At 34.3% G+C, this 18,584-nt stretch carries 15 protein-coding genes; 1 reads left to right on the plus strand and 14 read right to left on the minus strand.

Annotated features, from left to right (window positions below):
• Positions 1-591: 591 nt before the first annotated feature.
• Entirely contained in the window at positions 592-1,929 is a 1,338-nt protein-coding gene (gdhA, locus tag AC4PID_RS17690) for an NADP-specific glutamate dehydrogenase (protein ID WP_492133315.1), read from the minus strand.
• Between the two features lie 201 nt (positions 1,930-2,130).
• Positions 2,131-2,760: a transcriptional repressor LexA gene (lexA, locus tag AC4PID_RS17695; RefSeq protein WP_492133316.1), complete on the minus strand. Its 630-nt coding sequence runs from the start codon at positions 2,758-2,760 to the stop codon at positions 2,131-2,133.
• Positions 2,761-2,996: 236 nt separating this feature from the next.
• On the opposite strand from lexA, the gene AC4PID_RS17700 reads away from it, so the two are divergent.
• Complete coding sequence (locus AC4PID_RS17700) at positions 2,997-3,365, plus strand: LysM peptidoglycan-binding domain-containing protein (protein ID WP_492133317.1); 369 nt, start codon at positions 2,997-2,999, stop codon at positions 3,363-3,365.
• A 133-nt stretch (positions 3,366-3,498) separates the two neighbouring features.
• Here the strand turns inward: AC4PID_RS17700 and AC4PID_RS17705 are convergent, their stop codons facing one another.
• From AC4PID_RS17705 to AC4PID_RS17760, 12 genes are all read right to left on the minus strand, one after another.
• Positions 3,499-4,716 (minus strand): tyrosine-type recombinase/integrase, encoded by a 1,218-nt coding sequence (locus tag AC4PID_RS17705; RefSeq protein WP_492133318.1) that lies wholly within the window; start codon positions 4,714-4,716, stop codon positions 3,499-3,501.
• Between the two features lie 598 nt (positions 4,717-5,314).
• The gene (locus AC4PID_RS17710) at positions 5,315-5,797 is read right to left on the minus strand and encodes a QueT transporter family protein (RefSeq protein ID WP_492133319.1); all 483 of its coding nucleotides are present in this window, start codon (positions 5,795-5,797) and stop codon (positions 5,315-5,317) included.
• 230 nt (positions 5,798-6,027) lie between these two features.
• On the minus strand, positions 6,028-6,927 hold the full coding sequence (locus tag AC4PID_RS17715; RefSeq protein WP_492133320.1) for a hypothetical protein: 900 nt from the start codon (positions 6,925-6,927) through the stop codon (positions 6,028-6,030).
• 205 nt (positions 6,928-7,132) lie between these two features.
• Complete coding sequence (gene purB / locus AC4PID_RS17720; protein WP_492133321.1) at positions 7,133-8,563, minus strand: adenylosuccinate lyase; 1,431 nt, start codon at positions 8,561-8,563, stop codon at positions 7,133-7,135.
• A 145-nt stretch (positions 8,564-8,708) separates the two neighbouring features.
• Positions 8,709-8,972, minus strand: a complete 264-nt coding sequence (locus AC4PID_RS17725) for a stage V sporulation protein S (protein ID WP_492133322.1) — start codon at positions 8,970-8,972, stop codon at positions 8,709-8,711.
• Between the two features lie 16 nt (positions 8,973-8,988).
• Positions 8,989-9,255 carry a stage V sporulation protein S gene (locus tag AC4PID_RS17730; protein WP_492133323.1) on the minus strand — a complete coding sequence of 89 codons (267 nt, stop codon included), beginning with the start codon at positions 9,253-9,255 and terminating at the stop codon, positions 8,989-8,991.
• A gap of 253 nt (positions 9,256-9,508) precedes the next feature.
• Positions 9,509-11,002 (minus strand): ribonuclease Y, encoded by a 1,494-nt coding sequence (gene rny / locus AC4PID_RS17735; protein ID WP_492135398.1) that lies wholly within the window; start codon positions 11,000-11,002, stop codon positions 9,509-9,511.
• Positions 11,003-11,453: 451 nt separating this feature from the next.
• Positions 11,454-12,470: a recombinase RecA gene (recA, locus tag AC4PID_RS17740; protein WP_492133324.1), complete on the minus strand. Its 1,017-nt coding sequence runs from the start codon at positions 12,468-12,470 to the stop codon at positions 11,454-11,456.
• Positions 12,471-12,589: 119 nt separating this feature from the next.
• Positions 12,590-13,828: a competence/damage-inducible protein A gene (locus AC4PID_RS17745; RefSeq protein WP_492133325.1), complete on the minus strand. Its 1,239-nt coding sequence runs from the start codon at positions 13,826-13,828 to the stop codon at positions 12,590-12,592.
• A 73-nt stretch (positions 13,829-13,901) separates the two neighbouring features.
• Positions 13,902-14,429: a CDP-diacylglycerol--glycerol-3-phosphate 3-phosphatidyltransferase gene (gene pgsA / locus AC4PID_RS17750; protein WP_492135399.1), complete on the minus strand. Its 528-nt coding sequence runs from the start codon at positions 14,427-14,429 to the stop codon at positions 13,902-13,904.
• Entirely contained in the window at positions 14,413-15,771 is a 1,359-nt protein-coding gene (rimO, locus tag AC4PID_RS17755; RefSeq protein WP_492133326.1) for a 30S ribosomal protein S12 methylthiotransferase RimO, read from the minus strand. Before rimO ends, pgsA begins: the two co-directional genes overlap by 17 nt.
• 17 nt (positions 15,772-15,788) lie before the next feature.
• Positions 15,789-18,581 carry a DNA translocase FtsK gene (locus tag AC4PID_RS17760; RefSeq protein WP_492133327.1) on the minus strand — a complete coding sequence of 931 codons (2,793 nt, stop codon included), beginning with the start codon at positions 18,579-18,581 and terminating at the stop codon, positions 15,789-15,791.
• Positions 18,582-18,584 lie beyond the last annotated feature (3 nt).

An 18,584-nucleotide genomic window follows, 5' to 3' on the forward strand; every position in this document is an offset into this window, starting at 1 on the left:
TATGATTACAATACCAATGATAATACTTATTTGGATCATATATGGATGGTTCTTAAAAACTAGTAGTAATAAAGCTTTTAATTGGTCAAGTTGGATTTTCCCCTTGTTAGTATTATCGATAATACTAAATATTGATTTTTCTACAAATTATACTGCTTCTTTGAACTTGGTCGCAAATGATGGAATTTCATTACGAGGCGTTTGGAGTCATTTGTTTATTAGTGACAAAAATTGGTCCGTATCAACATTTTATAACTATTATAGATTATCCTCATATACTAGTCTGACACTAATGTTTTTACTTATAGTTTCATTGATCTATGATCGAAACAAAAGCAAAGATATGTGAAAAGATGATCAGAATAATGCAGTATTTTTCTAAACCATGATCTTATATTGAAATAACATAGACTCTGATTTGGAAAGTACAATGACTTTATAAAGTGTATCGTAGTCTCAGAAATAAAAAAATGCGTAACAGCAGGAGCAGTTACGCATTTTTTATTGCTATTAGATGTCAAATTCAAAATATTATGGTTTTCAATATAAGAACTTCAATTTAATCATCTTCAAACCCATTTATATCTAGATTTAGTAATCACCTTGAGCTAACATCGCATCAGCAACTTTTATAAATCCAGCAATATTTGCACCTGCTACAAGGTTATAACCAAAGCCATATGTTTCAGAAGCTTTAGCCGCATTCTTGTGGATATTGATCATGATATCTTTTAACTTAGCTTCAACTTCTTCAAATGTCCAAGAGTATCTCATCGAGTTTTGGCTCATTTCAAGAGCAGAAGTTGCTACACCACCAGCATTTGCTGCTTTAGCAGGTGCAAGTAAGATATTTTGATCTAAGAAGTACTTAATTGCTTCGTTTGTACAAGGCATATTCGCGCCTTCACCAACAGCAGTAACGCCATTTGCAACTAAGATTTTTGCATGCTCAAGTGTAATGTCATTTTGAGTTGCACAAGGAAGCGCAATATCACATTTAAGTGACCACACAGCGCCATGTCCTTCAACAAACTTTGCAGTTGGATGATCTTTAAGGTATTCATTGATACGTTTTCTTTCAACTTCCTTAATTTTTTGAATTGCAGGTAAGTCAATACCATTCTCATCATAGATATAGCCACTAGAATCAGACATCGCTACAACTTTTGCACCCAGTTGAGTTGCTTTTTTACATGCGTAAATGGCTACATTGCCTGAACCCGATATAATTACAGTTTTATCTTTTAAATCTTTACCATTATGTTTTAACATTTCTTCAACGAAGTAAACCAATCCAAAACCAGTCGCTTCAGTTCTTGCAAGCGATCCACCATAAGTTAATCCCTTACCAGTTAAGACACCGTTCTCAAAAGCGCCTCTGATTCTTCTGTATTGTCCATATAAGAAGCCAATCTCACGGCCACCAACGCCAATATCCCCAGCAGGAACATCAACATCAGGACCAACATGACGATATAATTCAGTCATAAAGCTTTGGCAAAATCTCATAACTTCAGCGTCAGATTTACCTTTTGGATCAAAATCAGAACCACCTTTACCGCCACCGATTGGTAGGCCAGTTAGTGAATTCTTAAAGATTTGTTCAAATCCTAGGAATTTTACAATGCCAATATATACAGAAGGGTGGAAGCGTAAACCGCCTTTATAAGGCCCAATCGCACCGTTAAACTGTACTCTGAAACCTCTATTAACGTTTAGGTTGCCTTGATCGTCAACCCAAGGAACTCTGAAAACGATTTGTCTTTCAGGCTCTGTAATTCTTTCTAAGATATTAGCTTTTTCATACTCTGGATGTCTAGAAATTACTGGCTCAAGAGACTCAAAAACCTCTTCAACAGCTTGAAGAAATTCCTTTTCATTAGGATTTCTCATTTTAACACGGTCAAAAACTGATGTTATATATGACATACAAATCTCCTTTAAAAATATTTTGTACTACTAAAATAATATCACTTTTTTGGAATCAATAAAATAACCATTTTATAACATAATGGGTGATTTTATCACTAAAATACGTAAAAAAAAGGAAATAAATGAAAATAAAAAAACAAGTTGACATAATATAATTACGTCAACTTGTTGCTCGTTTGATTATTACAAGAATTCATTTTACATTTTTCTAAAAACACCCTTAACTTTACCTAATATCTGAACATCATCAACATAAATAGGTGACATTGTAGGGTTTTCAGGTTGCAATCTAACTCTGCTTTTTTCTTTATAGAAGGTTTTAACGGTTGCACTGTCATCAATCATTGCAACGACTATATCACCGCTAATTGCATCATTTTGTTTTCTTACTAATACTAAATCTCTGTTAAAAATTCCGGCTTCAATCATGCTATCGCCCTTAACTTTTAACATAAAATAAGTTCCTTCATCAACGAAATCAGAAGGAATAGGGAAGGTTTCTTCAATATTCTCTACTGCAAGAATAGGTTGACCAGCAGTAATCTCACCAACTATAGGAATAAATTGAGTATCTCGCGCCATGGAAACGACATTAGACACTGGTTCGTGATCCATATCAAAGATTTCAATCGCTCTCGGTTTAGTCGGATCTCGTCTAATCATTCCAAGTTCTTCAAGCCTCGTTAAATGTGTATGTACAGTCGAAGTAGATTTTAAGCCTACAGCTTGACAAATTTCTCTTACTGATGGTGGATAACCTTTTTTTGAGACTTCGTCCTTTAAGAAGTCTAAAATCATTTGTTGTTTTTTTGATATAGAAGCGCCCATGATACCCCCTATAGATATAATTTATTTATCAAAATATAATGCGCAAAATAGTGCGTCGTAACTTTAAAATAGCTTGAACTCCTGTATTTATGCTGATTATAACACAGAGACAAAAAAAAATCAAACATTAGTTCTGTTTTTCTCTTTACAAAGAACATCCGTTCGTATATAATGACATTGAAAGAACGCATGTTCGGAACTGGTCCGAAAAGTCGCAAGAAAGGAAGTTGAATCCTATGAAAGCAGATAAAGATGTAATGCATTACGACTACCTTAGACAACCTAGTAATAGCCATAAAAGAAGAAAAAGACTATATATTGTAAACAGAACTCGTTTTGTCATTATGAGTTTAATCACACTAATTATATTGAGCACCATCGTAACTTATGTAGCAGGCTTTTTTATGTCTGAAGCAACTACGAATCACGAACCACTTAAAATTGAAGTGATGCCAGGGGATACATTATGGGATATTGCTGCTTCACATAATTACTATGAAGAAGATATTAGAGCCGTTGTTTATCGTATTAAGCAGTATAATGAGCTTAGCGATGCCACGATCTACACTGGTCAAGTAATTTTGGTACCAACTTCAAACCACTAATTAATGAATAAAAGCTGATCATTAAGACCAGCTTTTAAATATAATAACTTTACATCCTTCTTATTAAATCTAGCAGAAATCAATGCTAGATTTTTTTAGAAATAAAAACCATATAATCAATTTAAATATCGTATTAATTTTCGTTTTCATCGTTAGAATTCTTCAGATGAGAAATATTTGTTAGTTCACTCATTTCATTGGTTTCAAACTCATCTAAAAGTTCATACTGTGATATCACATCTCGCTTTGCATTTTTACGATGTGCAGAGTACAACTGAGTGGTTGTAACATTGTCATGATCCAGTAGGTTCTGTACATCATAGATAGAAAAACCAAACTGTATCAGAGTCGATGCAGCAGTAGCGCGAAGTTTATGTGGACTGTAACCTTTATCTCGGGATGTCTGCATTGCAATTGACGTATATTTCTTAACCAATTCTCTAATGGCTCTAACTGTCATCCTAGTGCCCTGTAAAGAGACGAAGAGGGGATCTTCCTCAACAGAAGGTTCAATACGTTCTATATGAATATACTCATTTAGTACCGTTACAGCTGACTTGTTTAGTGGCATCAAAACTTCTTTACCGCGTTTTCTATATATTTTAAACTCTTGACGCGTGTAATTAAAGGAGCTTAGATTAAGCTGTTGAATTTCACTAACACGAAGCCCATATGTGGTAAATAATACAAGCATTGCTTTATCTCTAAGCTTTGTTTTTTCCCAGTACTGAAGTTCCTTTGGGGTAAGGCCATATCCAGATTCAACTGCATTTAACATCACTTGAATTTCTTCGATTTCTAGTCTTTTTATAGCATCTGGTTGCGGTTTAGGTAGCTTTATTGGATTAAATCCATCAATAATATTAGTACTCATAAGTTGCTCACGATAGAGGAACTTAAATAACACGCTCAATGAAGATCTTTTTCTTGCTAAGGATCGATTGTGATTTTCCATAATATAGTCAGCATGTTCAGTTTCTACAATATATCGCGTACAATAATCACCAAGAAAGAGATTAATATCTTTGGCAGTTAAATTATAGAAAGATTCAGCCGAAATGGATTGAGTGGCAGTACCATCACCAAAATTAAGTTCACTAACCAAATATCTACAAAAGAAAAGAAGATCGCTAAGGTATGCAACACGCGTACTAATAGCAACTGAATTTCTTAAATATAAAAAATAATCTGCTAAAAAACGAGGTAACTCAGCTTCAAGCTCACGACATTTTTCAACCTGCATATTTTGTTTAATAACAATGTTGTTAGGTTTGTCCGATTTATTATGAATCCTCAATTGTTTGTTAGCAGCACTAGAATCGCCGGGGGAGCTTATTTTTTTCCTTGCCATAACGCCTCCTATTTTAACTTCGAGCAACTATTCCCTAAATATACATTTGAGGAATAGTTGATTCAAAGATAGTATATCATATTAAATATAGGAATTCCAGCATTTACTTGAGTTTTCTAATTGTACTTTCTATAAAGCTTTTAATGTTTCTCTTGATGAATATATTGCGCTATGAATGTCATTATCAATGCAATGTGATTAATCTTTTATTCATTTAATACATAGTATTTATTTTCAATTTTATTCTGAATAATTATATTGATACGAAATAAAGATTTGTTTATGATCACAAGTTTGTGTATTGCATTCACTAAATAGCTATTATGATGCTTCTATCAAATATATCACTATTTCTTTTATTACTTAACCTACGTTTACTCAACTCAAAAATTTCCATCGCCGTGAGCAGCGTCTACATTTAACTTGTATTTAGAGTGTAAGCATTCAGTATACATTGGCGAATATAATCGAAGATTACAAACGTTTTAGATCTTATCAAAAAGATAATAAAAGCTCAGCAGTTTAGCTGAGCTTCAGTATTGATTAATATAGATTAGAATCGATCATAAGTTCTGATCAATTAGATTAAAATTAACGCTTATTCTTTATCTTCAATGAATTTTCTTACTGGTTTTAAAGCATTCAATAATATCATACCAAATCCTAGAACAGATACAACTTCGCCTAAGAAAACGCCTCCCATCAACACTAAAAGACCATCAGGAATTCCATAAGCATATTTTAATACAAATCCAACGACAACCGTATTGATCAAAATTGGTGGAATTGGAACAAGCCACTCTTTCTTTCTCAACTTGTAAGACAAGTAAGCAGCAGCTAAAGTTGCTAAACTACCAAATATTGTATCCCAGATAATCGCGCCACCTAAAAAGTTAGCAACGAGACATCCAACAAACAAACCGGGTACAGCTGCTCCTGTAAAAAATGGTAAAATCGTCATCGCTTCAGCCACTCTGAATTGAATTGGCCCAAAGCTACTAAAACTAAAAATCATTACTAAAACCACATAAATGGCAGCAATAACCCCAGCCTTTACTACATAATTAACTTTCTTATTCATTATTCCTCCTAGTTTTGTTTAATGACAGGATGGTTGCGAACTGTCATATTAGAATTTAAAAGCCCCTTTCCACAAAAGAAAGGGGCTCAATAATTCATCGTATTAATCATATTAATCGAATAAATCTACTCCCCTTGATTTTTTAAGTGGGTTCCAAGGAAACACTTTTACCTTGCTCATTATATCATAAATAAAAGCCTTGTAAACTAAGTTTGTAGCTTTTTTACAAATTATAATTGATTGTATCTTTTAAGTAGTTTTAAAGCATCAAGTGTTAATATTCCTGACCATTCTCTCTTTGCAGTTTCCCACTCTTCATTATATTGATCCCATTTCCAGGTTGGAGGAATATGACCTATAAACGAAATTTTATCTCTTAAGTAATTCAAATTTGTTCTCAAAAGTTCATCGGAAACATCAAAAATCGAATCTTCTGTCAAACCAATAAATTTTAATGGATATGGTTTATACAAATGCCATTCGTCAGGATCTTTTGAAACCAATTGATTATACGCATGAACTATATTGGGTCTGATCAAATCTTGTTCGATGTCTGACAACGTATTGTAAAATCTTATATAGCAGTACAAATCATGTTCTTCATCCACACCATTTTCAACCAAATAGTTTATATATTTATTCTTAAGATGTTCGACATCCAATTTCTCTACATAGTCTCTATATTTAACCAGATATCCAACCAGTTCAACTGAAGGATTCAGCGGAACCGCGTCTTTAGACTCTTTATATTGCCACCATGGCGCATGTGGAAATAAATTGACCATCTTGCTAGTCCTCTCCCACCCTTCAATTTCATCCGAATAAGTATCTTCTAAATATTTAATTGCTAACTTAATTTGTTCTATAGCGTATGGTTCCGAATCAAATGGTACAAGCATTCCAAGTGCAACACTTGTAGCCATCGGCGAAGAGTATGACATTCTAAAATCAGGCTCAATTCCGTTCCCAAATCCACCATCTTTATTTTGATACATCTTAAGTGCTTTAACAATTTTGCTAGAACAAGGTTGTATAAAATAATGACCAAACAAGACTTTTTCTAAATATCTTCCATTATTCATAATATAGCTAGATGCAGAATCGATCGCCGTTTGATTAATTTTGTTCATAAGCACCTCCGTAAACTTAATTACTATTAATATAACCATTTTTTTGAAAAATATGCATCTTCTAAGTATTTAATTTAAAAGGTTTATATTTTGCAACACAGTTGTCATACATCATTCATATTTTCAATTTGTTTTAAATGAGAAAAGTAAAAAAACCAGCTTCATTATCATCGAAGCTGGTTCACATATATCGTTATTTTTACTTCTACACTTTAAGATCTACTTCTTTACCAAGAACAGAAGCATTTTTTTCCCTAATTGGTTTTACCATTGTATCGATAAATTCATCCACCTGCTCTGAACTTCTACCTATATAGGCTTCAGGCTTAAGCAAATCGCTTAAATCAGATTCACTTAAGTTGAATGCCGGATCACTAATAATTCTGTCTAAAAGATCATTGTCTTCGCCATGCATCTTCACTTGCATACCAGCTGCCATAGAATGAACACGAATCAACTCATGCATTTCTTGTCTATCGCCACCTTTTTTTACTGCTTCCATAATAATGTTTTCAGTTGCCATAAAAGGTAGTTCTGCCATTACATGCTTATGAATCACTTTTTCATAAACAACCATACCTGAACATACATTATTTGCAATATCTAGGCACGCATCCAAAGCTAAGAAGGCTTCAGATACCGCTAAACGTTTGTTCGCACTATCATCAAGTGTTCTTTCAAACCACTGTGTTGCTGCAACAAGCTGTGGGCTTGTCGTTAATGACATGATATATTTACATAATGAAGCAATTCTTTCACTTCTCATAGGGTTTCGTTTGTATGCCATTGCCGATGAACCAATTTGCTTTTTCTCAAAAGGCTCTTCAAGTTCTTTTAAAGATTGCAACATTCTAATATCGTTTGTCATTTTATGAAGTGATAGAGCAATACCATTTAACACGTTCAATACTTTTGCATCAATTTTTCTTGTATAAGTTTGTCCCGTTACTGCAAGTGTATCTTCGAAGCCCATTTTTTGTGACACCATTTTATCAAGTTCTTTAACTTTTTCATGATTGCCATCAAATAAGCTTAAAAATGAAGCTTGTGTACCAGTTGTCCCTTTAACACCCCTCATTTTAAACTGTCCTATTAAAACATCTAGATCTTCATAGTCCATCACTAAATCCATTAACCAAAGTGTTGCTCTTTTTCCTACCGTTGTCAGCTGTGCAGGTTGATAATGTGTAAAACCTAGTGTTGGTATTCCTTTATTTTCTTCAGCAAAAGACGCAAGCTTATCAATTAAAATAGAGAGCTTTTCTTGAACCAACCACAGGCCTTCTCTCATAACAATTAAATCTGTATTGTCACCAACGTACGCACTAGTTGCACCAAGATGGATAATTGGTTTAGCATTTGGACATTGTTCGCCATAAGCATGTACGTGTGACATAACGTCATGTCTTACTTCTTTCTCTATTTCTGTTGCACGTTTAAAATCAATATCAAAAATATGTGCTTTTAGTTCATCTATTTGTTCCTGTGTAATATTTAATCCAAGTTCTTTTTCACTTTCTGCTAATGCAATCCATAATTTTCTCCAATTAGAGAATTTGTTTGCTGGTGAGAATACCTTTAACATTGCTTCACTAGAATAACGCTCAATTAACGGATTTTGATACACTTCGTACATTGAATTCCTCCTGATATTATAAAAAATACGAACATTTTTACTAATTATCGCTATATCATACACGTTCTGTTTTATTATAATATAATCTCACAGTATTTACAAACAAAAAGAGCCTATAAGGCTCTTCTTTAACTTTATTTAAAAATTATGATCTTGGTTGAACAATCAGTTTAATTGCAGTACGTTCTTCTCCATCGATTGTAATATCAGAAAATGCAGGAATACAAACCAAATCAATTCCTGAAGGAGATACAAATCCTCTCGCAATCGCAATCGCCTTAATGGACTGATTAATCGCACCAGCACCAACCGCTTGAATTTCAGCACTACCATGTTCACGAATTACACCAGCTAATGCACCTGCTACAGAATTTGGATTAGATTTTGATGAAACTTTTAAGACTTCCATTTGAGAACCTCCATTGTTATAAAATATGCTTTTGGACGATCAGTTTAATTGCTGTTCGCTCTTCACCATTGATTTCAACCTCAGTAAAAGCTGGAACAAAAACCAGATCAATCCCACTTGGTGCCACAAATCCTCTTGCAATTGCAATCGCTTTTATTGCTTGATTTAACGCACCTGCTCCAACCGCTTGAATTTCAGCATGCCCATGTTCACGGACAATTCCAGCAAGTGCTCCAGCAACTGAGTTTGGATTTGAATGTGTTGCTACCTTCAATACTTCCATTCTTACGATCCTCCTTAGTGCGAAGTTAAATAGATAAGGATTATATACCCTTGATTATATTCGTTAAACATATGTATAAATTCAAACCATTTAAATACGTAGACTTCATTATAATTTTCTAGTATAACCCATTTTCCACAAATTAAAAATCTTCAGGCATCGAGCCTTCAGATTTTACCACAAGCGAGATTATGGCTTAATTAAAAAGAAGAATTCACGAATGAATTCTTCTAATTTCCAAGATAGCTCTATATTATTTTGCGTAATCGGTTACTCTAGACTCACGAATAACATTAACTTTAATTTGTCCAGGATAATCCAAATCAGCTTCAATCTTTTTACTAATTTCTCTAGCCAATAAGAACATATCGTCGTCATTTACCTTTTCTGGTAAAACTACAACTCTTACTTCTCTACCTGCTTGAATAGCAAAAGATTTTTCAACACCATCATAACTATTAGCAATATTTTCTAATGATTCCAATCGTTTGATGTATGTGTCTAAAGTTTCTCTTCTTGCGCCCGGTCTAGCAGCTGATAATGCATCTGCAGCCGTAACTAAAATTGCTTCAATTGATTCCGGTTCATAATCACCGTGATGTGTACTCATTGCATGAATAACTGCTTTTGATTCACGATACTTTCTTAAAATTTGCATACCCAATTCGATATGTGTACCTTCTAAGTCATGATCAACCGCTTTACCAATATCATGTAATAAACCAGCACGTTTTGCTACTTTTACATCTGCACCAATTTCTGCAGCCATTAATCCAGCAAGATGTGCAACCTCGATAGAATGCTTTAAAACATTTTGTCCATAGCTTGTTCTATACTTCAATCGACCAACTAACTTGATCAATTCAGGATGTAAATTGTGGATGCCTACTTCAAAAGTAGCGTTCTCACCTTCAGTTTTAATAATCTGCTCGATTTCTTTCTTTGATTTCTCAACCATTTCTTCAATACGAGCTGGATGAATTCGACCGTCGATGATAAGTTTTTCTAGTGCCATACGAGCTACTTCTCTTCTTATTGGATCAAAAGAAGATAAGATAACTGCCTCTGGTGTATCATCAATAATTAAATCAACACCTGTTAATGTTTCAAGGGCTCTGATATTTCTACCTTCACGACCGATGATTCTACCTTTCATCTCGTCATTTGGAAGATTGACTAATGAGACTGTGCTCTCAGCCACATATTCAGCAGCACACTTTTGAATTGCATAAGCTAAAATATCCTTAGCCTTTTTGTTCGCCTCTTCACGCGCTTTACTTTCAATGTCTTTAATAAGAACAACCGTATCATGCTTAACTTCTTTTTCTACGTCTGATAATAGTTGATTTTTAGCATCTTCTATTGTTAACTGAGAAATTCTTTCAAGTTCTTTGATTTGTTGAGTATACAATTCTTCAGCTTCTTGTTCTCTTGTTTCAACAGTTTTAATCTTTTGTGCAATTTTTTCTTCTTTTGTCTCAAGATTTAAAGCTTTCTTATCGAGTGACTCTTCTTTTTGAAGATTTCTTCTCTCTAATTTTTGTATCTCAGCACGGCGATCCTTAGTTTCTCTATCAATTTCTTTTCGAATTTGGAGAGCTTCTTCTTTTGCTTCTAGAACCTTTTCTTTTTTAACAGATTCAGCTGCTTTAGAAGCTTCGGCAATTATTTCTTTCGCTTTGAACTCAGCACTTAAAATTGCTTTTTCTGCTGTATTTTTACGAACGATATAGCCGATTCCATACATAATAGCTCCAATTACAAGAACTACTGGTACAACGATAAATACTGGCACGTTTATGTCGTTCACCCCCTTTTGCTTAAATTTTAAGACCAGAAAACTGGTCTTGTCATGAATGCATGTTTCAATATACAATCATACAATTAATTTTATAATTTTTCCAGTGTATTGTCAAGTGAGACACAGGCTGAAAATCCGTTGACACCTACATTTCAGCAAATTTATATATCAATTAACCACCAGTATAAATATTTTTTTTAGTTCAACTTATACATATCACCTATGAAACTGCTTAAAAATACATTGAAAAAGTATTAATATCCTAACTTATGCTATTGATCTGTGTTGATTATGACTAACAAATTCTCCTGACAATAAGTCGTCAGATTTCACCACAAGTATGATTGATGATAAATAAAAAATACCCACTTTTTCAAGTGAGTATTCGGTAATTTTACTATTCTTCAACTTTGTTATTTACAGCACCAGTTAAATTAAAGTGTGTACGAACAGTTTTTTCAATTTCAGCACAAATTTCAGGATTTTGAATCAAATATTCTTTTGCATTTTCACGCCCTTGACCTATTTTATTACCTTCATAGCTGTACCAAGAGCCCGATTTTTTAATTATATCCGCATCACAAGCAACGTCTAGAATACTACCTTCTTTAGAAATCCCTGTTCCATACATGATATCAAATTCTGCCTGTTTAAATGGAGGTGCAACTTTATTTTTAACCACTTTAACGCGTGTTCTATTTCCGATTACATCAGAATCCTTTTTAATTGAATCAATTCTTCTGACATCTAAACGTACTGACGCATAGAACTTAAGCGCATTTCCACCAGTAGTCGTCTCAGGATTACCAAACATAACACCAATTTTCATACGCAATTGGTTAATAAAGATTACAGTACAGTTTGATTTATTAATTATTGCTGTCAGTTTTCTCAATGCTTGCGACATAAGTCTAGCTTGAAGACCCATATGCGAATCGCCCATCTCACCAGTGATTTCGGCTTTAGGAACAAGTGCAGCAACAGAGTCAACTACAACGATATCAACCGCACCGCTTCGAACGAGTGCATCAACTATTTCAAGTGCTTGTTCACCAGTATCTGGTTGAGATACAATTAATTCTTCAATATTTACACCAATTGCTTTAGCATAAACAGGATCGAGAGCATGCTCAGCATCAATAAAAGCAGCAGTTCCCCCTGTTTTTTGAACTTCTGCAATCATATGCAGTGTAACTGTCGTCTTACCTGATGACTCAGGTCCGTAAATTTCTACTATTCTTCCCTTTGGAATACCGCCGATTCCTAAAGCAATATCTAAATCTATAGAACCGGTAGGTATACTTTCAACGTTCATTTTAGCTGATTCATCACCGAGCTTCATGATAGAACCTTTTCCGAATTGTTTCTCAATTTGTCCAAGTACACTTTCTAGTGCCTTTTGTCTCTCACTCATAGTATCATACACCCGCCTTTGTTATTAGAACATTTGTTCTGTTTTATTATAACATATATTTTTATTTATTCAAACACTTTGATACAATTATATAATTGAAAATTAAATTTGTCAATTATTTACATTTTCTCCAAAAAATCATAAATTGTTTTAAGTGCTTTTATAACCGTTCTATTCTGTATCAATTCACGATCACCTGTAAACTTGTTTTCGAAAGTAAATATTTCACCACCAATTCCAATTCCAATATAAACTAAACCAACCGGTTTTTCAGCTGTACCACCATTTGGGCCTGCAATTCCAGTAACGCTAATACCTATGTCTGATCCTGTCTTCTCAAGCAAACCTTTTACCATCTCATAACACGTTTGGTGGCTGACTGCCCCATAAGTTTGTAGAATTTCCTCTCTTACATTCAGTTCTCTTACTTTTGATGCATTGCTATAAGTTACAATTCCAGTATCGACAACCTCTGATGCACCTGAGTATTTTATTAGTGAACTGACGAGTTTACCTCCAGTACAAGATTCTGCAAATGAAATTGTAAGTTTCTTATCTAGCAACTTATTTAGTACCACTGCATCGATATCCTCTCCAGTATACGATATAATATGTTTGCCTATTCTTTCACTAATAACCGAAGCATACTGATCGCATAAGGCCTCATTTTCAGAAGAGTTTGGACCAGAAGCTGTAATTCTTAAAATCACCTTTCCATCTCCTGCGTAAGTGGCAAATGTAGGATTAGTTTGACCGTCAATCAAGTCAATCAAGCGTTCCTCAACAGCAGACTCACCATAATCATAGATACTTAAAAAGCGACTAGATAGTTTTAATTGACTTTTGTTTGATAAGTAATCTTTAATATAGGTGCTATAAATAAACTTCATTTCTCTTGGTGGACCTGGCAAAACAATGATACATTTTTGATTTTCAAGCTCTACAATACACGCTGGAGCTGTACCCATTTTATTATCTAATATAAGTGCACCTTCTGGAAAATAAGCCTGTCTAACATTACTTTCAGGCATAGTCCGATTAAACATTCTAAAGCGTTCTTTTATTAAGTCTAAACTGTGCTGATCTAGAATCATTTTTTTATTTAAAACCTCGGCAACCATCTCTTTTGTTATGTCATCTTGTGTCGGTCCAAGTCCACCAGTTGTAATGAGTACGTCTACACGTTCAAGCAGTTCTGATATCGCAAGTTTCATGCGTTCCATGTTATCTCCAACTGTTTGTTGATAATATACACCAATTCCCAATGTAGCGAGCTCACTACCAAGATACGCTGCATTAGTGTTAACTGTTTGACCAGTCAATAACTCTGTTCCTATCGCTAAAATACCAGCTCTCATATTGCCTCCATTAAAAATCATTGCCAATAAAATGAAATTGGTTGACATAATGTTATTACGTCAACCAATTTGGCTAATCCTTTAAAACTTGTTTATTTTTTACAATATAATCATAACCTGATATAACGGTTAATATCGTTGCCACATAGATCAATATCTGATCCATCGGAATATGAAGCCATTCAAATGGATAATTATTGAGCAATAATACAATAACCATAAACATTTGACTAATCGTTTTTGCTTTCCCCCACCAACTTGCTGCAATTACTATTCCTTCAGCTGCAGCAATGGCTCTAAATATACTTACAATGAACTCTCTTGATAAAATGATAATGACAACCCATGAATTTAACAAACCTAGTTGTACAAAACAAACCAGTGCAGAAGTAACCAAAAGCTTATCCGCTAAAGGATCCATAAACTTTCCAAAGTTCGTAACTAAATTATATTTTCTAGCTAAGTAGCCATCTAAAAAATCTGTAAGGGACGCTATAGAAAACATCACGAACGCGGCAATGGTATAACCTTCTAACAATAGGTAGATAAAAATGGGAATGAGGACAATCCTTAAAAGTGTCAGTTTATTTGCGATATTCATCTTCATTTTCAATCACTCCAATCAAATCGTATTCTAAGGCATCGGTGATTTTAACATTAACAAAAGTGCCAAATTCAATTGGTAAAGTAGTGTGTACATAGACGACACCATCGATATCAGGTGCATCAAAAGCTGTTCTACCAACTAATATTTTACCCGCTTCAGCTACTTCTTCAATTACAACTTCGTAAACTCTTCCAATCTTTTCGTAAGATAGGGATTCAGAAATGATCATCTGCTTTTCCATTAAAAGCTCACGTCTCTCTTTTTTAATTTCATCAGACAAGTGATTTGGCAATTTTGCAGAAGGCGTATCTTCTTCAAAAGAATATTCAAAAGCGCCTAATCTATCAAATCTAACCTTCTCAACGAAGTTCATCAGAATATCGAAATCAGTTTGTGTCTCCCCTGGGAAACCGACAATAACTGTAGTTCTAATAACAGATCTAGGATCTCTAGATCTTATTTTAGAGATGATCTCCTCAATATCCTTTAAAGATGTACGTCTATTCATTAATTTTAAAATGTTGTCACTTGCATGTTGAACTGGGATATCAAAATAATTGACCACTTTATCATTATTGAAAAAGCCATCTAACAAACGATCATCTAAGATGTCAGGATAAGAATAATGAACACGAATCCATTTTATGCCCTCAATTTTTGATAACTCACCTAGTAGCACATCTAGTTTTGCTTCACCATAAATATCAATACCATATCTAGATGTATCTTGAGCAATGATCATAAGTTCTTTTATCCCCATACCTGCGAGATCCTTTGCTTCTTCTACGATATCTTCAATTTTTCTAGATCTATATTTACCTCTTAGCTTTGGAATAATACAATAAGTACATTTGTTATCACAGCCTTCAGCAATTTTTAAATAGGCATAATGGGAAGGTGTCGTCAAAATTCTAGGTAATGCTTCTGGAATTTCAATATCGACATTTTTCATAAACAGCTTGTTATTGTGATGTGGATTCTTTTCATCGTATAGTACGTCTAAAACTTCTTCTATTTCATAGAAATTACTCGTACCAATGACTGCATCAATTTCTGGAATTTCCTCAATCAACGTTTCTGGATATCTTTGTGATAAACAACCCGTAACGATGAGTTTTTCACAATTACCATTTGTTTTTAATTTTGATAATTCTAAAATGGTTTCAATTGATTCTTCTTTTGCATCGTGTATAAAAGAACACGTATTAACAATTACAACATCGGCTTCAGATACTTCTTCACACAATGTATAATGATCGTCCAAAATGCCTAGCATAATTTCACTGTCATTAAGATTCTTAGAACAACCTAAGGTCTCAATAAATACTTTTTTCATATTTTCCTCACTCTAATTTACTCTTCGTTTGAGTATGCATCTTCTTCATACTCATAATTGGTTTCTTGATTAAAATCAAATGCTTCGTCAGAAAAAGTTTCTTCAACTTCTGCTTCAGAGCTAAAAGCATCCAACTCTCCTCTTGAAATTAAAACCTCTCTTGGTTTACTACCTCTATGTGGTCCGACAATGCCTCTTTCTTCCATCGCCTCTACCAATCTAGCGGCTCTATTATACCCAACTCTAAATCTTCTTTGCATCATAGAAGCAGAAGCTTGACCGGTTTCTACAACAAAGTTAATTGCTTCTTCAAGATATTCATCCACATCATCCATGTTAGTGGTGAATGATTGAACTTCGTCAAGAATTTCTTCATTGTATACCACTTCTTGATTTTGCTCTTTAATATAGTTTACTAAAGATTCAACTTCTTCGTCAGAAACAAAGGCACCTTGTGCACGTTTCGGCTTAGATACACCATTTGGATAAAACAACATATCACCCTTACCCAAAAGTTTCTCAGCGCCACCCATATCAATGATGGTTCGTGAATCTACTTGAGAAGAAACAGAAAACGCAATCCTGGAAGGAATATTGGCTTTTATCAATCCCGTTATAACATCAACAGAAGGTCTTTGTGTTGCAACAATAAGATGGATTCCAGCTGCTCTCGCCATTTGAGCTAAACGGCAGATGGCGTCCTCAACTTGATTAGGCGCTACCATCATAAGATCCGCTAATTCATCAATGATCACAACTATTTGAGGCAACATTTCGAGTCCATTTGCCTCAGCTTTTTTATTGTAGCTTTTCATATCTCTGACCACTTGCTCTGCAAAAAGCTTATAGCGTCGAGTCATTTCATTTACAGCCCAGTTCAAAGCGATTGAAGCCTTCTTTGGATCTGTAACTACCGGCAAAATCAAATGTGGAATGCCATTATAATTGCTTAGCTCAACAACTTTAGGGTCGATCATAAGAAACTTAACCTCATCCGGTTTTGCATTAAACAAAATACTCGTAATAATTGTATTCACACAAACTGACTTACCAGAACCCGTCGCACCTGCAATTAATAAATGTGGCATGGTTGCAAGATCGCCAATAATTGCATTGCCAGATATATCTTTTCCTAAACCAACCGTCAATTTGGACTTTTGCTTTTTAAACTCTCCAGAAGTGATAACTTCTTTAAGCGTAACCATTGATGTTGTTCTATTTGGTACTTCTATGCCTATAGCTGCTTTGTTTGGTATTGGTGCTATCCGAACATTAGTTGTTGCAAGATTAAGTGCAATATCATCCGATAAGCTGACGACCTTGCTTACTTTGACACCTGGACTTGGCTGAACCTCAAACATAGTGATGGATGGCCCTCTTTTTACGGATATAACCTTAGCATCTACATTAAAATTATTTAATGTATCTTCGAGCTGCTTTGCCATCTCTAAGTATTCATTTTTATCCTCTGTAGCCGCAGGTTGTTTACCATGATTCAACATGTCAACTGGTGGTAAAGTATACGCTTCGAAAACTTTGCCAGTATTTACAGCAATCTGATCATTTACCAATTGTCTTGTTTGAGGATCAATATCTGACTCTTTAATTTTCTCAGGCTTTTCAGTTACGTTTATCTGGTCGGGCTTATTAACTGAAATTTTACCCGCTTGATCATCTTTTATAATTGGATCGTTTTTAGGGATTGGTTCACTTCTACCAACAGTGTCACTTTTAATGGCTTCAGTATTTTTTTCCGTATGATCTTGAAATACAATTTTTGACGCATTTACTGATTCAGTCTTTATCGCTGGTGTTACTTTATCTGTAGCTTGCTTTACTTGATCGTTAGCTGCAATAACTTCCAGTTCTTGATAAGGATCAGAAACAACCCCAACACGATTCATTTTTTGTTGTGCTTCTACTTTTCTCTCACTATTAACAGGAGCAGTTTTAAGTTCACCATCATATGAATCAAAGTCAAAACTTTTAACATCTTTTTTTCTTGATTTACGCTGATTTTCAATGGTACCTAAAAATCCAACATCTTGCTCGTCAATTGGTGCATTGATTTTATTGTCTTTTCTTTTCTCGTTTTCGAGTTTCTCGGCTTTTTTATTTTCAATTATACTTGCCTCAATAGCTCGTTCTTGTTCCTTAGCTAATTTTCGGTCATAACTGTTCTTCTTTTTCATCTCCCATAAATCCTGAAGTGAGACACGAGTAAAAATAATAAAACCCGCAATGAACGAAACTATAATCGCAATATAAGCACCAAAAATGCCTATCAATTTGACAGTCGTAATGGTCAACACATCACCGAATACGCCGCCACCATTTAAATCCATACCTAGTTCATAAGCTTGTTTCAATCCTTCGCCAGTTAGATAATCATTTCTTAAAATCAACTTCTGTTTTTCTATACCGTCATATGCGATTAAGGTTGAAAGTAATAATAATCCAATTAATACAAGTGCTAATGCAACATTAATTCTGAGTCTAGCAGGTCTAAAATTTGGATTAAGCTGAACAAATATAATAATAAAAAATACAATAGGAAAACTATATCCTACAAACGAAAAAAGTCCCAAAACAATATTGGTTATGCCATGGCCAACTACGCCAACTGCAGTCGTGTATAAGCTTAACATCATAAATAAAGTAACTGCAATCAACGCTATCATTTTAAGTTCGTATTTTATTTTATAACTACGTTCTAACTCTTGCTTGGTAGGTTTAGCAGGTCTTACAGCCTTATTAGTCGTACGCTTTGTACTTGAGCTGGTTCGTTTTTTCTGATTTGTTTTTGGCACTTT

Source organism: Fusibacter sp. QWL-12 (genome assembly GCF_058683495.1).

Coding starts and splice junctions, on each gene's coding strand:
- AC4PID_RS17730 (WP_492133323.1), bottom strand. CDS start 9,255: ATGGAAGTATTGAAGGTAGCAACACATTCAAATCCAAACTCAGTTGCT.
- AC4PID_RS17715 (WP_492133320.1), bottom strand. CDS start 6,927: ATGAACAAAATTAATCAAACGGCGATCGATTCTGCATCTAGCTATATT.
- AC4PID_RS17725 (WP_492133322.1), bottom strand. CDS start 8,972: ATGGAAGTCTTAAAAGTTTCATCAAAATCTAATCCAAATTCTGTAGCA.
- AC4PID_RS17745 (WP_492133325.1), bottom strand. CDS start 13,828: ATGAGAGCTGGTATTTTAGCGATAGGAACAGAGTTATTGACTGGTCAA.
- lexA (WP_492133316.1), bottom strand. CDS start 2,760: ATGGGCGCTTCTATATCAAAAAAACAACAAATGATTTTAGACTTCTTA.
- rimO (WP_492133326.1), bottom strand. CDS start 15,771: ATGAAAAAAGTATTTATTGAGACCTTAGGTTGTTCTAAGAATCTTAAT.
- AC4PID_RS17700 (WP_492133317.1), top strand. CDS start 2,997: ATGAAAGCAGATAAAGATGTAATGCATTACGACTACCTTAGACAACCT.
- pgsA (WP_492135399.1), bottom strand. CDS start 14,429: ATGAATATCGCAAATAAACTGACACTTTTAAGGATTGTCCTCATTCCC.
- AC4PID_RS17710 (WP_492133319.1), bottom strand. CDS start 5,797: ATGAATAAGAAAGTTAATTATGTAGTAAAGGCTGGGGTTATTGCTGCC.
- gdhA (WP_492133315.1), bottom strand. CDS start 1,929: ATGTCATATATAACATCAGTTTTTGACCGTGTTAAAATGAGAAATCCT.
- rny (WP_492135398.1), bottom strand. CDS start 11,002: ATGTATGGAATCGGCTATATCGTTCGTAAAAATACAGCAGAAAAAGCA.
- purB (WP_492133321.1), bottom strand. CDS start 8,563: ATGTACGAAGTGTATCAAAATCCGTTAATTGAGCGTTATTCTAGTGAA.
- AC4PID_RS17705 (WP_492133318.1), bottom strand. CDS start 4,716: ATGGCAAGGAAAAAAATAAGCTCCCCCGGCGATTCTAGTGCTGCTAAC.
- recA (WP_492133324.1), bottom strand. CDS start 12,470: ATGAGTGAGAGACAAAAGGCACTAGAAAGTGTACTTGGACAAATTGAG.